Annotated in this window: 14 protein-coding genes; 8 read left to right on the top strand and 6 right to left on the bottom strand. The window is 53.9% G+C overall.

Annotated features, from left to right (window positions below; translation table 11 throughout):
• Window positions 1-16 precede the first annotated feature (16 nt).
• Window positions 17-1,330: a hypothetical protein gene (locus IPM28_08000; protein MBK9172936.1), complete on the top strand. Its 1,314-nt coding sequence runs from the start codon at window positions 17-19 to the stop codon at window positions 1,328-1,330.
• On the opposite strand, the gene IPM28_07995 is transcribed toward IPM28_08000, so the two are convergent.
• Both IPM28_07995 and IPM28_07990 read right to left on the bottom strand, forming a co-directional pair.
• On the bottom strand, window positions 1,331-3,859 hold the full coding sequence (locus tag IPM28_07995) for an ABC transporter permease (protein ID MBK9172935.1): 2,529 nt from the start codon (window positions 3,857-3,859) through the stop codon (window positions 1,331-1,333).
• A complete protein-coding gene (locus IPM28_07990; GenBank protein MBK9172934.1) occupies window positions 3,856-4,530 on the bottom strand; it encodes an ABC transporter ATP-binding protein in 675 nt (224 codons plus the stop codon). The genes IPM28_07995 and IPM28_07990 overlap by 4 nt, the downstream gene beginning before the upstream one ends.
• Window positions 4,531-4,713: 183 nt before the next feature.
• Here IPM28_07990 and IPM28_07985 point away from each other — a divergent pair, with 183 nt between their 5' ends.
• From IPM28_07985 to IPM28_07970, 4 genes are all read left to right on the top strand, one after another.
• Window positions 4,714-5,415, top strand: a complete 702-nt coding sequence (locus tag IPM28_07985; GenBank protein MBK9172933.1) for an arylesterase — start codon at window positions 4,714-4,716, stop codon at window positions 5,413-5,415.
• 26 nt (window positions 5,416-5,441) lie between these two features.
• Window positions 5,442-6,125 carry a hypothetical protein gene (locus IPM28_07980; protein ID MBK9172932.1) on the top strand — a complete coding sequence of 228 codons (684 nt, stop codon included), beginning with the start codon at window positions 5,442-5,444 and terminating at the stop codon, window positions 6,123-6,125.
• A gap of 69 nt (window positions 6,126-6,194) precedes the next feature.
• A complete protein-coding gene (locus tag IPM28_07975; protein ID MBK9172931.1) occupies window positions 6,195-7,358 on the top strand; it encodes a threonine synthase in 1,164 nt (387 codons plus the stop codon).
• A gap of 890 nt (window positions 7,359-8,248) precedes the next feature.
• Window positions 8,249-9,565, top strand: coding sequence for a hypothetical protein (locus tag IPM28_07970; GenBank protein MBK9172930.1), 1,317 nt, complete (start codon window positions 8,249-8,251; stop codon window positions 9,563-9,565).
• A gap of 214 nt (window positions 9,566-9,779) precedes the next feature.
• Here IPM28_07970 and IPM28_07965 read toward each other — a convergent pair whose 3' ends face one another.
• Window positions 9,780-10,373 carry a hypothetical protein gene (locus tag IPM28_07965; GenBank protein MBK9172929.1) on the bottom strand — a complete coding sequence of 198 codons (594 nt, stop codon included), beginning with the start codon at window positions 10,371-10,373 and terminating at the stop codon, window positions 9,780-9,782.
• 196 nt (window positions 10,374-10,569) lie between these two features.
• Between IPM28_07965 and IPM28_07960 the strand changes: the two genes are divergently transcribed.
• Window positions 10,570-12,525, top strand: a complete 1,956-nt coding sequence (locus IPM28_07960; GenBank protein ID MBK9172928.1) for a radical SAM protein — start codon at window positions 10,570-10,572, stop codon at window positions 12,523-12,525.
• A 154-nt stretch (window positions 12,526-12,679) separates the two neighbouring features.
• Complete coding sequence (locus IPM28_07955) at window positions 12,680-15,130, top strand: S8 family serine peptidase (protein MBK9172927.1); 2,451 nt, start codon at window positions 12,680-12,682, stop codon at window positions 15,128-15,130.
• Window positions 15,131-15,145: 15 nt separating this feature from the next.
• Here IPM28_07955 and IPM28_07950 read toward each other — a convergent pair whose 3' ends face one another.
• On the bottom strand, window positions 15,146-16,831 hold the full coding sequence (locus IPM28_07950; GenBank protein ID MBK9172926.1) for a bifunctional transaldolase/phosoglucose isomerase: 1,686 nt from the start codon (window positions 16,829-16,831) through the stop codon (window positions 15,146-15,148).
• 129 nt (window positions 16,832-16,960) lie between these two features.
• On the opposite strand from IPM28_07950, the gene IPM28_07945 reads away from it, so the two are divergent.
• Entirely contained in the window at window positions 16,961-17,872 is a 912-nt protein-coding gene (locus tag IPM28_07945; protein MBK9172925.1) for a tetratricopeptide repeat protein, read from the top strand.
• Here IPM28_07945 and IPM28_07940 read toward each other — a convergent pair.
• Complete coding sequence (locus IPM28_07940; GenBank protein MBK9172924.1) at window positions 17,846-19,015, bottom strand: inositol-3-phosphate synthase; 1,170 nt, start codon at window positions 19,013-19,015, stop codon at window positions 17,846-17,848. The two genes, IPM28_07945 and IPM28_07940, sit on opposite strands and share 27 nt — an antisense overlap.
• A 76-nt stretch (window positions 19,016-19,091) precedes the next feature.
• Window positions 19,092-20,633 (bottom strand): long-chain fatty acid--CoA ligase, encoded by a 1,542-nt coding sequence (locus IPM28_07935; protein ID MBK9172923.1) that lies wholly within the window; start codon window positions 20,631-20,633, stop codon window positions 19,092-19,094.
• Window positions 20,634-20,662 lie beyond the last annotated feature (29 nt).

Below are 20,662 nucleotides of genomic sequence, written 5' to 3'. Positions count from 1 at the left end.
TCCGAAAGGAGTTTCTTTGGCATCTTTCTCTTCACAAATACAAGCGCCTTTTGCCGACACCGTCTATACGGACGAACTCCTCGAGGGTCTCGGTTCACGTTACAGCGGCGGCGATCCGGCCGATCTTTTGTTCGATCTCGGTGCCTGGTCCGCCGGGCTTGAGAGTTTCTTGAACGTTTACGATCGTTCGATCTCGGATTCGGACCGCATACGATCAGTAACGAAGGACCGGCTTTCAGAATTCAGACTGACGCATTCCGCTCTAGCGAGGATCGCCGATCTGCTTCGCCTTGCACGAAAACTGGATCGCGAGTCGGCCGTTCGACTGATGCGAGCAGGCCCGAAGGACCTGGACGAACAGTCATCGGCGATCGAAGAATGCCTTTCCCTGAACTCAGCTTTGATCAAGAGCAGCGGGCTAGGTTACGCCGAATGGAAAGCCTGGCGATCGCTGCTTGCAGATCGGCTTAGATCGGGGCCAATTTCAATAAAGCTCGAAAATGCGTCCTACTCGCTTGGAGCAGTCAGTTTGCCGCCCGAGCTCCGGAATGTCTCCGGTAATGCCGAACTTGCATTCGCCGATCGTTCGGCTATTGCGGGTGTGACCTCAAGGCTCGGCCGCATCCTCAGGACGCTCAAGATCGTCGGCAGAATGCTCGACGAAGATGAACCGCTCAAACCATCTATATTGTTGTTCTGCAGTATATTTGAGCAAACACGCGGACTCATTGACCACATCGATATCAGCTTATCGAGATTTCCCAATGAGGAATCGGAGCTGTTCGCACTTCTCGACGGCGCGTCATACATGGCCTCGCTCGAACTCAAAAAGGCATACTTCCAGGAACTGACCGGCATTGTTGGGCTGCGGCCTGCGCCTTCGGTTTACGCACGCGTCGAGACGGCTCATGCCCTTCTGAACGATAGCTTTCAGCAAATACTCACCGGTTTTGCGAAGATCATCAGGCCCGGTGTCGAAACGGCCGAGCTGTTCCCTGAATTTTCGCGGAAACTCACCGAATCGTTGACCCTGCGGACAGGCCTTGCAGCGGTATTAAAGGCCGTCCAGGCTGCTGAGTCTTCTCCGGAGACAAAATCCATCGAGCATCTTCGCGGCGTACTCGGCATCTTTCTCGGCGAAAATCTCGGTTTTCTCTTTTATAAGGATCGGGAAGCCTTTGAGCGATTTTGCGAAGAGGTACATGCCGTCGATGAAAAGAAAGAACTTGTTCCGATCCTGCATCGATTCGCCGCCTACGCCGAAACCCTCTTCAGGCAGGTCAACATGCGCGCCGTCCTGATCAACCACCCATTCGAAATACCGAGCTGATCACTGTGAACGCAGCGTGCCAAGGGGTTTGCGGAACAGCACGTCAAAGCTCGAAATTACGCCGACGACCAACACGACCGCGGCGGTTGCCGCTATTCCGGCCAGTGAAAGGACCGGATCGAATTCCCAATCTATATTCAGAATGTAGCGGCTGACCGCAAAGGATAATACAGCGGCGAAACCGGCTCCGATAAATCCGGCAAGCAGCCCGAGGATCCCGTATTCCGCAACGAGGATGGCCGACAGCGTCCCGCGTTTTGCCCCGAGAGTTTTGAGTATCGCGTTCTCATATACCCTCTGAGATTTTGTCAAAGCGATCGAACCGATGAGAATGAGTATACCGCTCAGGATGACAAAGCTCCCGACGAATGAGATCGCAAGAACGAAATTGTTGACCAGCCGCTGAACCGTCGCGACAATATCCGCGACGTCGAAGATCTGCACGTTAGGGTATTCGCCGATGACCTCGCGTTGGAGCCTCTGACGTTCGGTCGCCCCGACGCGGCTCAGAACGGTCGCAGCATAGCTTTGCGGCGCTTTTTCAAGCACACCGGGCCGGAAGACGAAAATAAAAGCTGTGCGCGTATTCCTTAGGTCGAGTTTGCGAATGTTGGCGACCCGAACCGTTACCTTGCGGCCCGAAATATCAAACGTTATGGAATCGCCCGGCACCACCTTCAAGCGCTCGGCCATCTCATCCTGTACGGAAACCTCAGGTATCTCAGACGGTTCACCCGCCGGCCACCATCGACCGGCGACGACCGTTTCATTTTGATCCAACGCCTGACGATATGTTACGGCAAACTCACGGCCGATCTGACCCTGCATTTGCCGGACCTCACGCTGTTGAAAATCCAGCGGCTTACCGTTTACGAACGCGATGCGGGCGCGAACGGTCGGTGTCGTTTCCGGCTTTTCGCCGATCCGTTTCTCGATCAAGGCTGCCAATTGGTCGATCTGGCTCTTCTGAACGTCGATGAAAAAAAGCGTGGGTAACCGCTGATTGCGCGTGAAATCGAATTCACGAACAAGATTGGTCTGGAGCGATTGCACGGCAAGTACGACAAATGCGCCAAGACCGACAGCAAGCAGAATGATCCGGGTCTGATTCCCGGGGCGATAAAGCGAATTGATCGCCTGTTTTAGAGCGAAGTTTCCCATCGGCCTCATCGATCGCAGTATCCGGGTGAGTATTACCGCCGATACATACAGCACGGCCGACGTGGCTCCGAGGCCGATAAGAAAAAAAGCTCCGACGGTCAGAGAACCGGCTTGCCATGCGGCGAGAACCAAAAGGCCGAGCAAGCTCAAAGCTCCGAAAAGCCATTTGGTCTTATCAAGCCGCCTCAGGCTTTCGTTGTTCTCGTCACGGAGCAGGAGCTTTGGCTTGATATTCCTCACCTGAAGAAGCGGCAGAGCCGAAAATAACATCGAGATCAAAACGCCCAAAACAATGCCCTGTGCCGCGGTCGAACTACCGACAGCGTATGACATTCGGTCGGGCAGATCCGCCGCGAACTGCGATCTGACGAACCAAAGGCCGGCCTGTGCCAATACAACGCCGAAAAGACTGCCGATAAGCCCGAGAGTGAGTATCTGGAGAAGATAGACCGCGATTATCCGGTTGCCGCCAGCACCAAGGCATTTAAGCACAGCGACCGACTTACGCTTCTGCTCGACAAAGGCACGCGAAACATTCCATACGCCTACGCCGCCCAACACCAAGATCAGAAGGCCCGTCAGAGCCAGATAGTTTTCTGTCCGCGAAAACTGTTCACCAAGTCTTTCTTGAGTCTCGCGATATGATTGAACCGTAACTGTCGTTCCTTTCAAGGATTCACGAAGGCGCGTCACCAATGGTGTCGGATTCTCAGACGTTCGGTAGAGTATGCGGTGACGGACACGGCTCGCATTTCTTGTAATGCCGGCGTCGTCGAACGCCCGCTTCTCGACGAAAACACGGGCACCAAGCCGGAATCCGCCAGTTCCGCCGGGTTCCTCGTCAAAGCTCCCGCGGATCTCGAATTCGCCTTCGCCGATCTTGATCCGGTCGCCTACCTTTACCTTCAGATCTTCGAGCAATATCTTCGCGACCAGAGCTCCGTTGCCCTCGAGCAAGCGGTGATCGAACGGCTCGCCGTTATCGAGTTCGAAGCTGCCGACCAGCGGAAACGGGGGTTCGATGCCTTTAAGTTCCACGAGGCGCAGATTCTCGTTCGTCGGGTCGATCGGCCGCGCCATTGACGACGTGGTGATCGCCTCGTTACGTGCTTCAACGATGCCAGACGCGGTGATGACGTCCTCGATCTTTTCGATGTCGGCGGGCGAAAAGTCATTTGTCGAACTCACTTCGATATCTGCCGTCATCAATGCACGGGCATCCGTACCGACCGCTTTGGTGACATTCTGGATCAACGATCGAAGGGCGACCACCGACCCGACACCGAGTGCGATGCAGAGAAAAAAGAACAACAGCCGCCGCCACGATGAACGGATCTCGCGGGCGGTAAGATTTATTATGAAATTCATCCGTTGATCGTGTCGCTGACCACGCGTCCATCCTTGAGGACGATCTGCCTTTGGGCGTTGGCTGCCAGAGCCTGGTCGTGAGTGACAAGGACGAGCGTGACGTCGTTCTGGCGGTGGAGGTCGGTCATCAATTCAAAAATGTGCTGGCCGTTCTTGGAGTCGAGGTTCCCGGTCGGTTCGTCCGCCAGGAGGATCTTTGGCCGGTTCGCAAAAGCACGAGCGATCGCAACACGCTGCTGCTCGCCGCCTGAGAGTTCGGTCGGATAATGATGCCCGCGATTTGTCAGGTCGACGTCTTCGAGCAATCGGCTCGCCCTTTCTTTGGCGTCTTTTGCTCCGCGGATCTCCATCGGGATCAGAACATTCTCAAACGCGGTGAGACTTGGTATGAGGTGGAACGACTGAAAAACGAACCCGATCTTTTCGCTTCTGATCGCGGCGAGCCCATCTTCGCTCATTGTCGTGATCTCGTCGTCGTCGATCGCAATAGTTCCCGAACTTGGTGAGTCTAGACCAGCAAGCAGGCCGAGAAGCGTCGATTTTCCGCTGCCCGACGCACCCGTTAGGGCGACGAACTGGCCATCGGGTATTTCGAGCGAAACGTCCGAAAGTATCGTCAGGTCCTCGGTTCCTGACCTGACCGTTTTGGTCACATTTCTTAGATGGATCATAATGTGCTGCTCAGCAAAATGTTACTCTTGAATCGTGATTCGTCCGGGTCGAAAATGCAAACGCCCGCAATCGCGGACAAGCGCGGTCGCGCTGTCGCGTGGGCCTCGGCAGCAGATATTTGCATGATAGGTCATTAAAATTGCATCCAAATCGCACATTCGTTCGTAAAAACACTTTCAGCCATGCGTCCTATTATTCGATTTACGGCAATAATAAGTTTCAGCTTTCTCGCGGCCCTTTTCTCGGCGTGCGGGTCAGGGGCGGGCGATCCCGCTGCCGTTCAGGATCTTGACCGTCCGCTCGTCCTGCCTGAGATCACCGCCTCGAAGCCAAAGATAGTGGCATTCGGCGACAGCCTTACGGCCGGATTCGGCCTGGCTGAGCCAGAATCTTATCCGTACCTCTTACAGGAGAAGTTACGTTCCGAGGGATTCGATTACGAGGTCATCAATGCGGGCGTTTCGGGCGATACAAGCCTCGGCGGCCTAGAGCGAGCCGACTGGGTATTGGAGCAGGAACGGGTCGAGATATTGATCCTCGAACTTGGCGCAAACGACCTGCTTCGCGGAATGCCGGTCGATCGGATGAAGAAGAATCTCGCAACGATCATTGAAAAGGCCCAGGCTAAGAATGTAAAGGTCTTGCTTTGCGGAATGGTCGCTCCGCCCGCTATGGGATCGGATTACGAAAGAGATTTTCGAAATGCATTTCCCGATCTTGCCGATAAGTATAAGGTCGCCTTTCTTCCATTTCTGTTGGAAGGAATAGCGCTCAAGAAAGAACTCAATCAGGCTGACGGTATCCATCCGAACGCAGAAGGAACGCGATTGATGACTGAAAATATTTACCGTGAACTAAAGCCACTTCTGGTTCGAAGCAATTGAAAACTAATTTACGAGCAATGGGAAACATGAAAAATTTAATCGGACTCTTTATCGTCCTCGCGCTTTCAGTTAGCTCAGCAGTATCGCAGGATACACCTGCTGTACCTTCTTCTCTCAAAAACGCTGTACCTTTGTTAGATCAGGCAGGGTCTGAAAAAGTCTCGGTCGATAAACAGGAAACCGATTCCGCGGCAGCACCGACGCAGACCTATTCCATTTATACTCGACCAAACGCAGAAAAGAGGTTCAAGCGGTACATGAACAGTACGTTCGGGCCATTTGCATTCACAGGCGTCGCTGTTGGAGCAGGATTTGCGACAGCGACGAACAGCCCCGAAGAGTGGGGCGGCCAGTGGAAAGGCTTTGGCCGAAGGTTCGCTTCGAGCCTTGGCCGTAATACGATCAAAAATAGCGTTATTTACGGATTGGACGAAGCAATGAAGCTCGACGGACACTATTATCGAAGCGAGAAACGTGACGTTGGCTCCAGGCTGAAAAACGCAGTCGTTTCAACCTTTACCGCGCGGAAACCGAACGGCAAACGTGTTCTCGGGGTTCCGAGATTGGCCGGCGTGTATGCCTCGAACATGATCGCCGAAACTTGGTATCCCGGCGAATACAACTGGAAACGCGGGGTCCGCGGCGGCACAGCAAATCTCGGATTCAATGTCGTCCTGAATTTATTCAGGGAATTCGTCTGGAAAAAATAGGCATTCAAAAACGCGCGATCGGGCCGAGATCTGTTGACTGATCTTCTGACCCGGGGTAGCGTTTTGGATATGAACGTCACACATCTGGAATGCGCTTTATGCGGGCTTCGCCACGAGGCCCGCTCTCTTCAAAACCTCTGCCGGGAATGCGGGAAACCGCTGCTTGTAAGATACAACCTCGCCGCGGCCTCTCAGACATTGAAAAAGGAGCATCTCGCCGAGCGCGAATCATCGCTTTGGCGCTACCGTGAGGTCTTACCTGTAAGCGATTGGGACAACATAGTCTCTTTCGGCGAAGGCTGGACGCCGCTGCTCTCGGCCGTGCGTGTTGCAGAATCTCTGACGGTTCCGGTCGATCTCTATATAAAGGATGAAGGCCAGAACCCGACCCAATCATTCAAAGCACGCGGGATGACGGCTGCGATCTCGATGGCAAAGGAACTTGGCGTCAGGAAGGTCGCCGTGCCATCGGCCGGCAATGCCGCAGGGGCGATGGCCGCTTACGCGGCGCGGGCCGGAATGGAGGCGTTCATCTTTATGCCGGCTGATACCCCGCGTGCAAACGTCGTCGAATGCGAGCAGACCGGTGCGAACGTGACGTTGGTCGACGGCCTTATCACCGACTGCGGCAGGATCGTCGCTGAGCGAAAAGAGGCAGAGGGCTGGTTCGATGTTTCGACGTTAAAAGAGCCCTACCGAGTCGAAGGCAAAAAGACGATGGGCTATGAGCTTGCGGAACAATTCAATTGGGAACTGCCTGACGTCATTCTTTATCCGACAGGCGGCGGTACAGGCCTGATCGGGATGTGGAAGGCCTTCGATGAGATGGAGGAAATGGGATGGATCGGTCCGAAGCGGCCACGGATGGTCAGTGTCCAATCCGAAACGTGTGCCCCGATCGTCCGCGCCTTCCATGCAGGTGAACGCTTTGCCGACGAATTCGAAAACGCCGCGACGGTCGCGTCCGGACTCCGTGTGCCAAAAGCCATCGGCGATTTTCTGATCCTTGATGCGATACGTGCCTCCGGCGGGACCGCGGTCTCGGTCACAGATGATGAATTGGTCGCCGCCGTCAAAGAGATCGGAGCACTGACGGGCATTTTCACTGCCCCCGAAGGCGCCGCGTGTTTGCCCGCACTGAGACACTTGATAGAAAGAGGCTTTGTGGCCGGCGGTGAAAAAGTGGTCCTCTTCAACACCGGCGCGGGTGTGAAATATCTCGAATGTTTTTAGATTTCCGAATTCTGTTCCTCCAAGGATTTTTCTTACGTGCCCTGATCACCGAGATGGTTGTATCGTAAGCTCATTGCTTACCGAATTTCGGCCCTTTTATTTTGAAAGACTAAGACTCTTGATAAAAATACGGCATTGACGGTGGGCGCAGGTCGCGGTGACGGCCGTCGCGTAGCGGTATTGCTTTCGGGCAGCGGTGCTAATCTTGTGCTCACCTCGCGGACCGAAAGCGAGTTGCTGGAGCTTGACTAAAAGTTGATTGGACTACGGAACGGCAGTATTTCAGCTGTTACTCTGATGCATCCAACGAGATCGACTCGAAAAAGCTTGTCGCCTCGGCTGTCGAAAAGTTCCCCTCGATGGATTACTTGATCAATGCTGTCGGCGGCCCTGTCCTGAAGCCCTTTGCCAAGCTGATGGCAGGTGAAATTAAAATGCTTTTCAATGCCGATCTGCGCACCGAGCTTCTTCGCCGCAACACACGAAGGCGAAGGTGTTATGGTCGAAGTCTCCCTGATCCACTGATCTCACCAGCTTGTCTAAATAAAAAACCGCAAAAGAACTTTCGATCGTCGCGACAAACATCACCTAAGTAAAGACCGATCCTTAACCGCGGCGCCCGCGAATACGGTCAACGATCAATGCAGCGACCACAAAAGCAATAAAATAACAATAGTCGTCCAGATCATTCCGTTCTCGGTTTCGTCCAATAAACTGGTTGATGAAATCTGTACACTTTCTGACTACGCAACCAAAAATTGCAGCGGGTGTGCGAAAATTGCCGTGCCCGGACCTCACCCGTGAACCCTCCGTTTTATTTCACCTTCGAACAAAGATCCGTGTTATGCTACCCGGATAAAAGCGACAAAACTTTCTTGGGGGACTGCTATATGATGTCTACTTTCAAGCGTTTTGGCTTGATGAGGTTAAGAGCCTTTAGCTTCATCATCATTTTTTCGTGTTCCGGCACTCCCGTCTTCGCATCTTTTACACTGGATCCGACATTCGGAAGCGGTGGAAAGGTCACGATCTCGTTTCCCGATTCATCCACCACTTATAACTCCGGCGCTTTGAGGGTTTTTGTTCAGCCTAACAACAGGATATTAGTCGGCGGCACATTCACAAACCGAACACCTGACGGGGCGTTGACCGGGATCGCCTGGGTCGGATATACGCCGGGTGGATCCCTCGATCCGGGTTACGGTTCGGGAGGAAAGATCACCGATTGGCGGTCAGACGCCTTTACAAACTTTCGGGATGCACTGATGTACGCGGATGGATCGACGTTGCGAATGTCGCAGGTTTTCAGGCTGCCCGTCGGATCCAGCACAGTTTCAGCAGTCCGTCTCTCGCCAAACGGGGTGATAGACAGTCTCTTTGCCTCTAACGTGAGTATTGGCCCATGCTGCTTTGGTTTTTTTTCAGCGCGGCCGGAACAGATCGCGGTGAGGGGTGACGGGAAAATTCTCGCTCTTATGACCGACCAAGGTGAGTATTTTCTTTATCGTCTAAATCCGGACGGCACCCGCGACTCTAGTTTCGGGAACAACGGCGTTGTTGCGATCGTGTTTAACAAGGTATCGTCGCCGTCGATTGTCCAGATGCTCACGTTTGACAACGGCAAGATCCTCATTGTCGGCAATGACCCTAGTTCCAATTTCAGCAATTTTTTCATGACCCGCTTGACGGAAACGGGAAGCCGAGACAAGACGTTCGGGCACGTTGGCTCTCTCCGTGTCCCCTTCGGCCCGGGACTGACAGGTACCGTTCGCGCAGTAGCTGCGCAATCGGATGGCAATATACTTCTATCCGGCAGCGTCGTAGGCCCTGATACGGACGTGTGGATGGCTCGTTTCAGGCCAAACGGCAGGCTCGATTCGACGTTCGGGAGCAGCGGCATCGCAATTAATGATTTCGCGCCGGGCGACGTGGACTTTGCCAGCTCGGTACTGGTTTCGGCAGATGGCAAGATCCGAATTGCCGGCCAGCTCGGCCAGACATCTGCTGCAACTTTTCTTTTAGCGCGGTTTTCTTCGACCGGATCTCTCGAGGACCAAACAAACTTCGCATTTTCAACAGGTCAATTCGCTACGGCCTCCGATCTTGCGTTGCAGGCGGATGGTAAAGTTGTGGTGGCTGGCCAGGCAAGAAACCCAGATATTGCTATAAATGGGAATGTTTTTGCCGTAGCGAGACTGACTGAATAAGCTTCCATTTCGCTTTCGCAAGATTATTACTTCTGCAAAAAAATGGTTGCGATTCAAGAAACCTGTATTTTAGCGATAATTTCAGTCGCGGCAAAGGCAAAGGGGACACTAAGGCCGTAGTGAAGTCCATCGAGTCTTTTCAATGAGGGCCAGGAAACAAAAACGGAGCGGTCGCCCGCTCCGCAGTGTTCCCAGTCAATACTCGTCCGCTCATTTAGATCATTGCTGATCGTGCCTGAGCCGCTCTTGCCGCTCCAATTGCGGTCTTTACGTCCTTTTCTTCCTCTGGCGGCGGCAGCACCGCCGGCATGCCTAAAGAGTCGATCCATAGCTCGCGACACCAGCCTTTTGTGTGAAAGAGGTGCTCGCTTTCCTGTTCGTGAACTTCATCATAAGCCTGGCTCAGAATTTTCTTAGCTTCACCGGTTTCCTTTTTTGCAAGTTCCCCGATTAAGTCCCAATTCATGTGATCCTTGCTCTCGGCAAGAATTACACACTCTGCGGCAACCAGCTCGGCGGCTTTTTTCGTTCCATTGGCTTTCGCCATTTCCATTGCTTTGTTCAGCGATTCGCCAATATGTCTTACTACAACACGGCCCGGGGTCTCTTTCGAAGTCTCAAGACCCAACTGTTCGCACACATCCTCGATTATCTGTACATGTTTCTTGGTTTGTTCAAGATACTCTTCCCACTCCTTCTTCAGATCTGCATTGACCGCGCAGCTAATTGCGGTTCGATAGATCTCAACGCCGCCCAATTCTGTTTCCAGTGCCTGATACAGTAACTCATTTCGTTGCTCTTTGTTCATAATTATTCCCTTGTTCCTCAAATATCAGGATCATAAATCCTGAACGATTAGTATCGATTCGATACACAATTCACTTCCTGCCAGGTTGGGGTGCAATCGTTGTGCCACGGCCGAGCGATTTGAACCGTTGCTTTGCTGGTCAGAATGCACGAAGTCTGGTAAAATTCCGTTCTTTAACTGCAAAATCAAAGAAATAATGTTCAGCGATAACTTCAGAAGAGGCGAAGAAAACGGAAAGGGACGAACCGGTTCGAAGGCCGTTTCGAAACTGGCCGATATTGGATGGAAGGCGTTTCAGACGATAAACAAGGCGTTGCCAGAGGGCGAGTCGATCCAGCCCGCGTGGGCAGCGGAGCCGCTTCTGAAGTCTTATGAACGAACGGCTCCGCCGCTTGGGTTTCCGCGGCAGACCGACAGTCTTTGTCCGAAATGCGTCAAGTCGGTCCGCGAGGGCGTCATCTCCGGCGACATCCCGCTCGACATTTTGATGCATTCACATCCGGGCGAGATCAAGGCCGACATAGTCGAAGAAAATGGCCAGGTCCTGATGCGGAAGACTTGTCCGACACACGGCGAATTCGAAGATATTCTGGCAACCGACGCTCGTTTTTTGGAACGGATCGAAGGCCTCTTTTTCGGACGCGATTTCAGATCTGCCGAGGATGAACACGTTCACCATCACGGCACGAGCGACATCAAATACGGCCGAGGTGCAGTTTTAACGGTCGATTTGACCAACCGCTGCAACATGATGTGCAATCCGTGCTTCATGGATGCGAATCAGGTTGGCTACGTTCACGAACCGACGTTCGAGGACACGAAGGCGATCCTTGACCGGGCAGTCTCGTTCAAGCCGCGGCGACAGATCATCATCTTGTTCTCTGGCGGCGAACCGACGCTTTCGCCGTACTTTCTCGATGCCGTGGCGTACGCTAAGAAGATCGGTTTCTATCGGATCCTTGCCGCGACGAACGGCATCAGATATGCCGAGGACATCGAGTTTTGCAAAGCCGCAAAAGAGGCCGGGCAACACGGCGTTTATCTTCAATTTGACGGCACAAACGAAGAGGACAACAAACACCGAGGCGTAGGCAACCTCTTTGACGTCAAGCTCAAAGCGATCGAGAATCTCGCCGCGGTCGGGATCAAGGTCACTCTCGTCACTACGATCGTAAATTCGTGGAACAACAACGGTATCGGAAGCATCGTGAAGTTTGCCGCCGAGAACATCGACAAGGTGCAGACGATCGCCTTTCAGCCTGTGAGCTTTACGGGCCGCGATGAGGACGTTTCAGATAAAGACCGGATCGAACAGCGTTACACACTCGCCGGCATGACGCACGATCTGAAAGATCAGCTTGGCGGTGTCCTTCAACCGATGCGCGATTGGTTTCCGCTTTCCAGCTATTCGGCGTTCACATCCGTCATGGATATGCTCCAGGGGGCTGATGCTCCGTGGGGATGGTCGTCGTGCAATTGCCATCCGAACTGCGGAATTTTTACGCTGATGGTCGTCAATAAAAAGACCAATCAGATGAAGTCGCTCTTCGAATTCTTCAACTACGAGCAGTTCATGAAAGATGTTGCCACGATCACCGATACGGCACGCGGCAAAAAGCTGACGATGGCTCAGCTAGGCATGGCCATCATGCGAAATTACGACGCGGCGAAGGCGCCTGACGGTTTTCCGATCTCGCAGATCGTTAATCTTTTCAAGCCATCTTCAACGACATCTAACTCCGACCGCAATGACCGAATGAAGGCCGAAAAAGCCGACGACGACGTCTGGCGTGTACTTTGTGTCGAGGGAATGTGGTTCCAAGACCTCTTTACATACGATTTCCGTCGGACGGAAATGTGCGTCATCCCTTATGGCACGCAGGAAGGCGAGGTCTCATTTTGCGCTTACAACACCGGCGTCGGCTGGCGACAGATCATCGAAGAGATGCACAAGACCGCCAGCTTGAGCGAATGGTATCAGGAGCATGGGCGACATGCCGTTTACGCCAAGGGCAAAGAAGTGCCCGGAATCGGGAAGACCCGGTCGCTCTCTTTGCCGGTCATCGCCAAGGTTCTGGAACAAGATATTGACCGTCCCGCGGTCACGCCGTACCTGATCGAATCGGAAGATCGCGAATCGGTCGGCGCTTAGAATTTACGAAGTTACAAACAGATCTGTGCGGCATCGTTAAGGGTCAAGGTCCGTATCGATGGCGCGTTCCGGCTTTTCTGTCGATTGAGCTTTACCCCTGCTCGCTTAGGTCGAGGTTTGTCCCGCGAAGCCCTTAATTGATCAGGTTTGTGAGATGACCGCAAAGGTCCGGTTTGTTTTTTCACTTTCGTTACTCTTCATATTGACGTTCGTCGGAGCGGCCGTATTCTCCGATGAACTTGTGATCGCAAGACGGGCTTTGCTGCCGCCCGGACCCGGTTCAGGTGATCCGGGCAGACGTGACATCCGCGTTATCGATATTCCGGTGAGCGGCGGCAAGGCTTTGCTTTGGCGGGAAGATGATGCGAACGGCGGCGTGATCGATCGATATGCGTTGAGCTTGAACGGCAACGAGATCAGCACCATTAGAGAAACAGACTATGAGATCAAGCTTCGGTACACACATTTCGACCCGCTGACCGATCCGCCCGACGTCGAACACAACTTGCGGGCTTTCGATCCTGAAGCCGAGCATCGCTCGGCGTATATCGTTCAGTTCGTCACCCAACCCCTCGACGAGTATCGGGACGCCATCAATGAATTGGGCGGCAGGGTTTTCATCTACCTCTCCGAACATGCTCACATCGTCCAAATGGATGACAAAACGCGTTCACAGGTCGAACAGCTTCCTTTTGTTCGTTGGGTCGGCAGATATCACCCGGCGTACAAGATCGATCCCGAGTTGTTGAGCCCGCTAGGCCGCGGCCAGCTCACGACGCGACGTTACAACATAATGGTTCTCGAACGCGGCGGCGAAATGCATCGCGTGGTAGCAGAGCGGATCCGCACCAAGGGCGGCGACGTGCATACGATCTTGCCTGACGGATTTCGGCTTGAGGCGACGCTGGATCCAAATCAGCTGATCGATATCGCACATGACGAAAATGTGCTTTTCATAGATCAATGGAGCGCGGCGGAAAGCGACATGGACATCGTCCGGACGACCAGCGGGGCCGCACAGCTCGAGACGATCGAGGGCTTTCGAGGGGAAGGCGTACGGGCCGAGGTCGCTGATAACGGGCTTCGGCAGACTCACACCGATTTCCAATCAGGTCTTCCGCCGCTCATCCACAATTCCGCGAATACGAACGAGCCGAACAACCACGGCACCTCAACATACGGCATACTTTTTGGCCGCGGCACGGTCAACTCTTCGGCGCGAGGAATGCTGCCCGAGGCCCAGGGCATCTTTGCCGATTACGATTTCATGACCGACCGTTATGCGCATACTGCACGCCTGAATCAGCCGCCTTACAATGCTGTCTTCCAATCGAATAGTTGGGGCAATGGCTTGACGCAGAACTACAACACGATCGCTGCGGAATTTGACGACATCATTTTTCGAAACGACATTCTCGTTCTCAATTCGCAGAGCAACACCGGAACACGAAGTTCGCGGCCGCAGGCATGGGCAAAGAACGCAGTGTCCGTCGGCGGCATCAGACATTTCGGGACCGCCGGTTCCAATGATGACAGATGGGCAGGCGCGGCTTCGATCGGGCCGGCCTCTGACGGACGGATAAAACCGGATCTCGCCCATTTCAACGACGCCATCCATACGACCGCCAACGCAAGCAACAGCAATTACGTTCTGGATTTTGGCGGGACGAGCGCGGCAACCCCGATAACCGCAGGTCACTTTGGCCTTTTTTATCAGATGTGGCACAGCGGAGCGTTCGACAACGCGACCGGTGCGACCGTTTTCGAAAGCCGGCCGCATATGATGACGGCAAAGGCGATAATGATCAATACGGCCATTCAATGGGATATGACGATCGCCGGAACTGACGTCCGGCGCGTCAACCAGGGCTTCGGCCGCGTGAGTATCGCGAACCTTTACGGTCTTCGCGAAAAGATGCTGATAGTCGACGAGCAAGACGTTCTGACGACGCTGCAGTCCAAAACGTACTACGTCACCGTTCCGCCGGATTCGTCCGACCCGCTCAAGGTCACTATGGCGTTCGCCGACCCGATGGGTAATCCGGCCTCCTCGGTCGCAAGGATCAACGATCTGAACCTGACCGTGACAGCGCCCGACGGAACGGTCTATCGCGGGAATAACGGTCTCGGTGTCGGGCAGGGAATGTGGTCCGTGCCCGATGGAAATGCTAACAGCATCGATACGGTCGAGAACGTTTTTATCGAAGCACCGATCGCCGGAACCTGGAGGGTCGACGTCGTTGCAGCCGAGATCAATCAGGATGCGCGTCTTGAAACGCCCGGCGTTATCGATGCCGATTTCGCTCTTGTTGCCAGCGGTATCGCCCGCGTTGCTCCGACAGCGGCATCGGTTTCGGTCGGCGGCCGAGTATTGACATCAGACGGACGTGCGATCGCCGGTGCAAGGATCTCGATAAGCGGTATCAACGGCGCGGTCAGAACTTTGAACACGAACGCCTTTGGTTACTATCTTTTTGAAGGATTGCGGGCAGGCGAGACGTATACGATCGAAGCCGCATCTAAACGGTCCATTTTTGATCCGGCATCGATCGTGCTCCGGGTAGACAACGATCTCGCAGGAGTCGATTTCATCGCGATCGAATAATGAATCCTGGACGGGTCAGACCGTTCGAAGCGAACCTAGTCGACGCAGACCTTCGGCAACGTCGGTCCCAAGATGAACCCTCAATGCACGGCGGCCGCGGTCGAGCAGAACCTGGAAATCGCCGCGGGCCTGAGCGGCCCTTACCACGCCAAACGAATACTTCTGCCCGGGAACCGGCAGTTCAACTACGTCGTCTGAGGTTATTTGGAGAAAGACGCCGTTATTAGCTCCGCCTTTGTATGCCTGTCCGGTCGAGTGCAGGAATCGAGGTCCGAATCCGAGACATGTGGCGACGAGCCGCGACTCGAGGATTCGTTTCCTGATCGACTGCAATAGGTCTTCATTCTGATCGTTCATCTCGACGTAACCGAGCACCGCGAAATAGTCGCCGTCCTCTGTATTCGAAAAATGTGCAGAAAGATAATCGTCCAAATCGGGCTCATCGACCATTTCTCGCAACCGTGCCGCATACGCTTCGGATGTAAAGAGCTTGATCCCGTCCTGCTCGAAAAACGGTGTCTCAGCCGGTAATTCACCGGTCACCTCATACTGTTCGGTGATCTTTCGGGCCTCGATCTTTGCAGATTCCACGTCGGGCTGATCGAAAGGGTTGATGCCCATTACGCTACCTGCTACGGCGGTCGCAAATTCCCATCGAAAGAACTCGGCACCGATATCGTTTCGATCGTTCATGACGATCTCGATCACCGGGTGGCCCGATGCCCGCAGCTCGGCAAGATCAGCATTACTTTGCGAATCGGCTAGAGTAACATGAACGAAAACGCGGTCAACGCCATAGCTGACCGCCGGTTGGGCCGGCTCACGATCGACCGGTATGATCGCCACGCCGTTCTTGCCCGTCGATTCGGCGATCAGCTGCTCCATCCAGGCACCAATGTCGTGGATATCAGGCGAGGTCAAGATCGTCAGTTTGTCGCGACCGTGCTCATGGCAAACTCCGAGGATCAGGCCGAGCAGGGCCGAAGGATTCTCTGAAACGTCGCTCTCTCGGCAAGATCGGGCCATTTCTTTCGCGCCGATGAGGAGCCGTGCGACATCAAGCCCCATTGCGGCCGCCGCGGTCATACCGAATGGCGACAGCGCCGAAAATCGTCCGCCGACCGTGGGTTCGCCGTAGATTATATGGCGGAATCCGTCTTCGCGTGCGACCGCTTCCATCTTCGAACCAGGGTCTGTGATGGCGACGAACTGCTTGCCCGGATCACCGCTGATCTTTGAAACGCGGTCAAAGAAGTACTGTTTGAAACAATTCGGTTCGAGAGTCGAGCCCGATTTGCTCGCAACGATGAAAAGGGTTTTGGCGAGATCGAGCTTTTCTTCGATCGCTTTCACTTGCGCCGGCACGGTCGAGTCGAGAATGTGGAAATTCTTGACCCCGAAGGTCATTGCGAGGACCTCGGGGCAAAGCGACGAACCGCCCATTCCCATCAGCAGGATGTCTTCAAAACCCGCATCGGCGAGATCGGCCTGCAAGGCACGATACTTTTCGAGGTCATCGAGTTCGCGGTCGACGATATCCAGCCACCCGAGCCATTTTTCTTCGCCGGACGATGTCCATACGCCGGCGTCCTTTGCCCAGATCCGAGCGATCTTGTCGGCCGATCGCCATGCCGCGATCTCAGCCCCAACGGCCGCTTCGATCGATTCAGGGAGTGAGAATGTAAATGAAGAGTTGGACATAAATGCGTTCGACCTCAGAGCGTTCATAAAATTCGTGAGCCTGTATTTTCACGCGAAGCCGCACAGAACGCAAAGCCCCGACGGCATCGCATTTCCCCGAGGTGTGACTTTGCTGTTAAAATCTTGGCCATGAAAATTCCAGGCATGATCATCGCGCTTCTAGTCTCAGCAGTCTCCGTATTTGCACAGAACTGCCCGGAAAATGCTAAGGTCGTCGCTCCATCGATGAGTGTCGATGCAAAGGCCGAGAATGTCAAAAATATCGAGGCTGCGACCCTCAGATACGAGGCCGAACCGACCGCCGACAATCTGATCTGGGTCGGCCGACGCGTCGCATATCTTGGCCGATACAAAGACGCGATCGGGGTGTTTTCGAAAGCTATCGAGCGGTTTCCGAAAGATGCGCGGTTTTACCGCCACCGCGGGCATCGTTACATAACGATCAGATGTTTTGACGATGCGATAAAGGACTTCGAAAAAGCAGCGGCTTTGATAAAGGGTAAGCCTGACGAGATCGAACCCGACGGGATGCCGAATGCCAGGAACATCCCGACAAGCACCCTGCAGTCGAATATCTGGTATCACCTCGGCCTCGCATACTATTTGAAGGGTCATTTCGGCAAGGCGCTCAAAGCATATGAGAATTGTCAAATGGTCTCGAAGAACAATGACATGCGGGTTGCTACCACGTATTGGCATTACATGACACTTCGGCGAATGGGCAAGAGAAGCAAAGCGGAAAGGCTATTGAAAGGCTTTCCCACTGATATCGAGATCATAGAGAACGCAGATTACCTGAACCTTTTGAAACTCAACAAAGGTGAGGCGAGGGCCGAGAACCTTCTTTCCACTATCCGCGGCGACGCAAATACGCTCGGTTCGGCCTCGCTCGGCTACGGCATCGGGAATTATTTTCTCTACAACGGCGATATGGAAAAAGCCGTGACGATCTTTCGACAGATCGTTGCCGGTAATCAATGGTCGAGTTTTGGGTTTATCGCGGCCGAGGCCGAGTTAGGACGCCAGCCAGGAGAGCAGTAGTTCTTCCTGTTTGTGAAACGCGTGCTCAGGCTTGGTTGAATTTATCATCGGCAGTTTGAAAAAGACCGAAAGCTGTTCCTGAATTCCGCCTTCGCCGCGCAGTTGGGCAAGATCGAGACAGCGGGCGATCTCGATCGCAAGCGGTGCCGCGAGGATCGAATCCTTACAGAGAAAATTCACCTTGATCTGCATCGATTGGCCGAGAAATCCGCTGATGTCGATATTGTCCCACGCCTCTTTGTTGTCGCCTCGCGGCCGGTAATATCGGATATCAACGATGTGATCTTCGACCTCGTATCCGAGAATGTCGTCGAGCACGGAACTCTTCGTTTTCACCTTCGAAGCCAGCGAATCTTCGTTCGAAAGCGCCAGCCCGTCGCGGTTTCCCAAAATATTGGTCGAGTACCAGCCATCAACATGAAGAGAGCGGCTCTTTAACGCAGGGGCCAGAACGGTTTTGATAAAGGTCTGCCCGGTCTTGCCGTCCTTTCCGGCGATCGGAACATTTCGCTCACGGGCGAATTCGATCAATGCGGGTGTATCAGCAGATACGGACGGCGTGAAGTTGCCGTACGGAACGCCTTCGGCGATCGCGGCGTAAGCGTAAAGCATTGCTGGCGAAATGTCGTCTGCATTCTCATCCAATGCATTCTCAAAACCGGCAAGCGTGTTAAATATCTCATTTCCTTCTACTGCAAGCTTTTCAGTTGAGGCAAGGTTGATCACGACAACGGAGTCGCACTTGGCCTTGAACCCGGCGAGGTCGGCTCTGAGTTTATCGATCGTGGCCCGGTGACCTCGGGTACCGATCTTGTTTTGGCCTTCGATTAGCGAAAGAAATCGTTCATCACCGACGGAATGCCACGGCTTGATCTGCCGGAGTTCGTCCTCAACGGCAACGTGTTGTTTGTATGTCAGCACTTCGTGGCTCTCGGCCGCCTTTGCAAGATCTTCGGGGAAAAGATCCCAGCCGGCAAAGGCTAGGTCGGTGTAGTCGACAAGTCCTTTGATCGCGCGGTCCGCAAGCGGCAGACCATTGGTGCCGATCAGGCCTTTCTTGAGCAGTTCGATACCGGCGGCCATCGTCGTTCCGACCGCACCGCCTATTCCGACAACTGCAATTCCTAGTTTTCGTTTCGACATAAAGAAACGCTAAGTTTACAACATACAAGTGCCGAAGGCCGCACAAATGGCGTGCATTTTCTCAGATAAACAGCCATCACTTCGCACGCGATTCCGCAAAGAGTTTTGCCAACTCTCTCTTGAGAAGTTTCCCTGTCGGGCCTTTCGGAATATCATCAACGAAATGCACGGTCTTCGGGCATTTGAAATCGGCGAGATGTTGTTTACAAAAGTCAACGATCTCGGTTTCGGTTACCGAATCTGCGTCTTTTAGGACGACAAATGCCGTGACCTCCTCTCCATATAATTCGTCAGGAACGCCGATTACCGCAGCATGCGCGATCGCGGGGTGCGTATAAAGCAGGTCGTCGATCTCACGCGGATAGATATTTTCGCCGCCGCGGATGATCATGTCGGTTTTGCGGTCGGCGATGTAGAAAAAGCCGTCAGGATCGCGGTAACCTATGTCGCCGGTATGAAACCATCCGCCGGCAAACGCCCTTTCGGTCGCATCCGGGTTCTTGAAATAGCCCTTGAAGATATTAGGGCCGCGAAGGACGATCTCGCCGAGAGTGCCGTCCGGAACTTCGTTGTCTTCTTCGTCTACAACACGCATTTCGTTCCCTATAGGCATGCCGCACGAGCCCGGCCGTCGTTTTTCATTCGGCGGATTGAAGGTCGAGCGGCACGTCGATTCGCTCAGGCCGTAGCCTTCTACGACAAGAACGCCAAATGTCTCTTCGAACCTCTTCATCACCTCTGCCGGAACAGGGGCCGAGCCGCACATCGCAAATCGCAGGGAACGCGGACTTCCGGCGAGCGTGCGGCTATCGTCCTTTCGCTCCAACAGCATCGAAAGCATCGTCGCGACGGAGCCGAATGAGGTGATCTGGTATTTTTCGATGATCTCCCAAAACCGCGACGCCGAAAATTTTGGTGAGATCACGGTCGAACCGCCGGCGTATAATGCCGATATAGTTGTTACCGAGACCGCGTTCATGTGAAAAAGAGGCATCACGGAAAGCAGTCTGTCATCGGGGCCGAAACCCATCCATCCCGAGATCTGCCGAGCGTTCGCTATCAGATTACCGTGCGTCAGCAGACATCCTTTCGGCTTTCCGGTAGTTCCCGAGGTGTAGATGATTATCGCCTCGTCATCGGGCCCAAGATCGGTCGTCCCGATCTCACCGCTGAAACCCTCGGTGGCGGCATTTATTTCGTCGAACATCACGAACCGGTCTCGGCCATTGTTTCGGCGATCACCGCGGAATTGCGAGGGGATGCTCGCGACAAGATCTGAGCTGACAAGCATTAGCTTTGCCTCGGAATTTGTCACGATCCATTCGACCTCTTCTGGTTTTAGCAGCGAATTCACGGGCCCTGCCAGTGCTCCGATCTTCCAGAAGGCGAAATATGCAATGACGTATTCCGCCGAATTTGGAAGCAGCAGGCTGACGACATCTCCTTTGCCGATTCCGTGCGAACTCAACATGTTAGCTGTGCGGTTCACATCTTTGACAAACTCGGCATACGACCAGACGCGTTCATCGGCCTCTGAGAACAAAAACGCTTTATCGGGCGCGAAACCCGCCCTTTCCTCCAAAAGCTGACATAGGTTTTTGTTGCTTTCCGCGTTCATTGCGTGTATAAGATTATCACTATAAACCG

It is taken from the genome of Chloracidobacterium sp. (assembly GCA_016716305.1).
In the GTDB taxonomy this organism is placed as follows: Bacteria; Acidobacteriota; Blastocatellia; order Pyrinomonadales; family Pyrinomonadaceae; genus OLB17.
Note: the sequence above shows the minus strand (reverse complement) of the source record. Positions and strands in the feature narration are given on the sequence as shown.

What these genes read in the sequence shown, in the direction of transcription:
- IPM28_07995 (MBK9172935.1), bottom strand. Translation starts at nt 3,859, where the DNA reads ATGAATTTCATAATAAATCTTACCGCCCGCGAGATCCGTTCATCGTGG.
- IPM28_07990 (MBK9172934.1), bottom strand. Translation starts at nt 4,530, where the DNA reads ATGATCCATCTAAGAAATGTGACCAAAACGGTCAGGTCAGGAACCGAG.
- IPM28_07985 (MBK9172933.1), top strand. Translation starts at nt 4,714, where the DNA reads ATGCGTCCTATTATTCGATTTACGGCAATAATAAGTTTCAGCTTTCTC.
- IPM28_07980 (MBK9172932.1), top strand. Translation starts at nt 5,442, where the DNA reads ATGAAAAATTTAATCGGACTCTTTATCGTCCTCGCGCTTTCAGTTAGC.
- IPM28_07975 (MBK9172931.1), top strand. Translation starts at nt 6,195, where the DNA reads ATGAACGTCACACATCTGGAATGCGCTTTATGCGGGCTTCGCCACGAG.
- IPM28_07970 (MBK9172930.1), top strand. Translation starts at nt 8,249, where the DNA reads ATGATGTCTACTTTCAAGCGTTTTGGCTTGATGAGGTTAAGAGCCTTT.
- IPM28_07965 (MBK9172929.1), bottom strand. Translation starts at nt 10,373, where the DNA reads ATGAACAAAGAGCAACGAAATGAGTTACTGTATCAGGCACTGGAAACA.
- IPM28_07960 (MBK9172928.1), top strand. Translation starts at nt 10,570, where the DNA reads ATGTTCAGCGATAACTTCAGAAGAGGCGAAGAAAACGGAAAGGGACGA.
- IPM28_07955 (MBK9172927.1), top strand. Translation starts at nt 12,680, where the DNA reads ATGACCGCAAAGGTCCGGTTTGTTTTTTCACTTTCGTTACTCTTCATA.
- IPM28_07950 (MBK9172926.1), bottom strand. Translation starts at nt 16,831, where the DNA reads ATGTCCAACTCTTCATTTACATTCTCACTCCCTGAATCGATCGAAGCG.
- IPM28_07945 (MBK9172925.1), top strand. Translation starts at nt 16,961, where the DNA reads ATGAAAATTCCAGGCATGATCATCGCGCTTCTAGTCTCAGCAGTCTCC.
- IPM28_07940 (MBK9172924.1), bottom strand. Translation starts at nt 19,015, where the DNA reads ATGTCGAAACGAAAACTAGGAATTGCAGTTGTCGGAATAGGCGGTGCG.
- IPM28_07935 (MBK9172923.1), bottom strand. Translation starts at nt 20,633, where the DNA reads ATGAACGCGGAAAGCAACAAAAACCTATGTCAGCTTTTGGAGGAAAGG.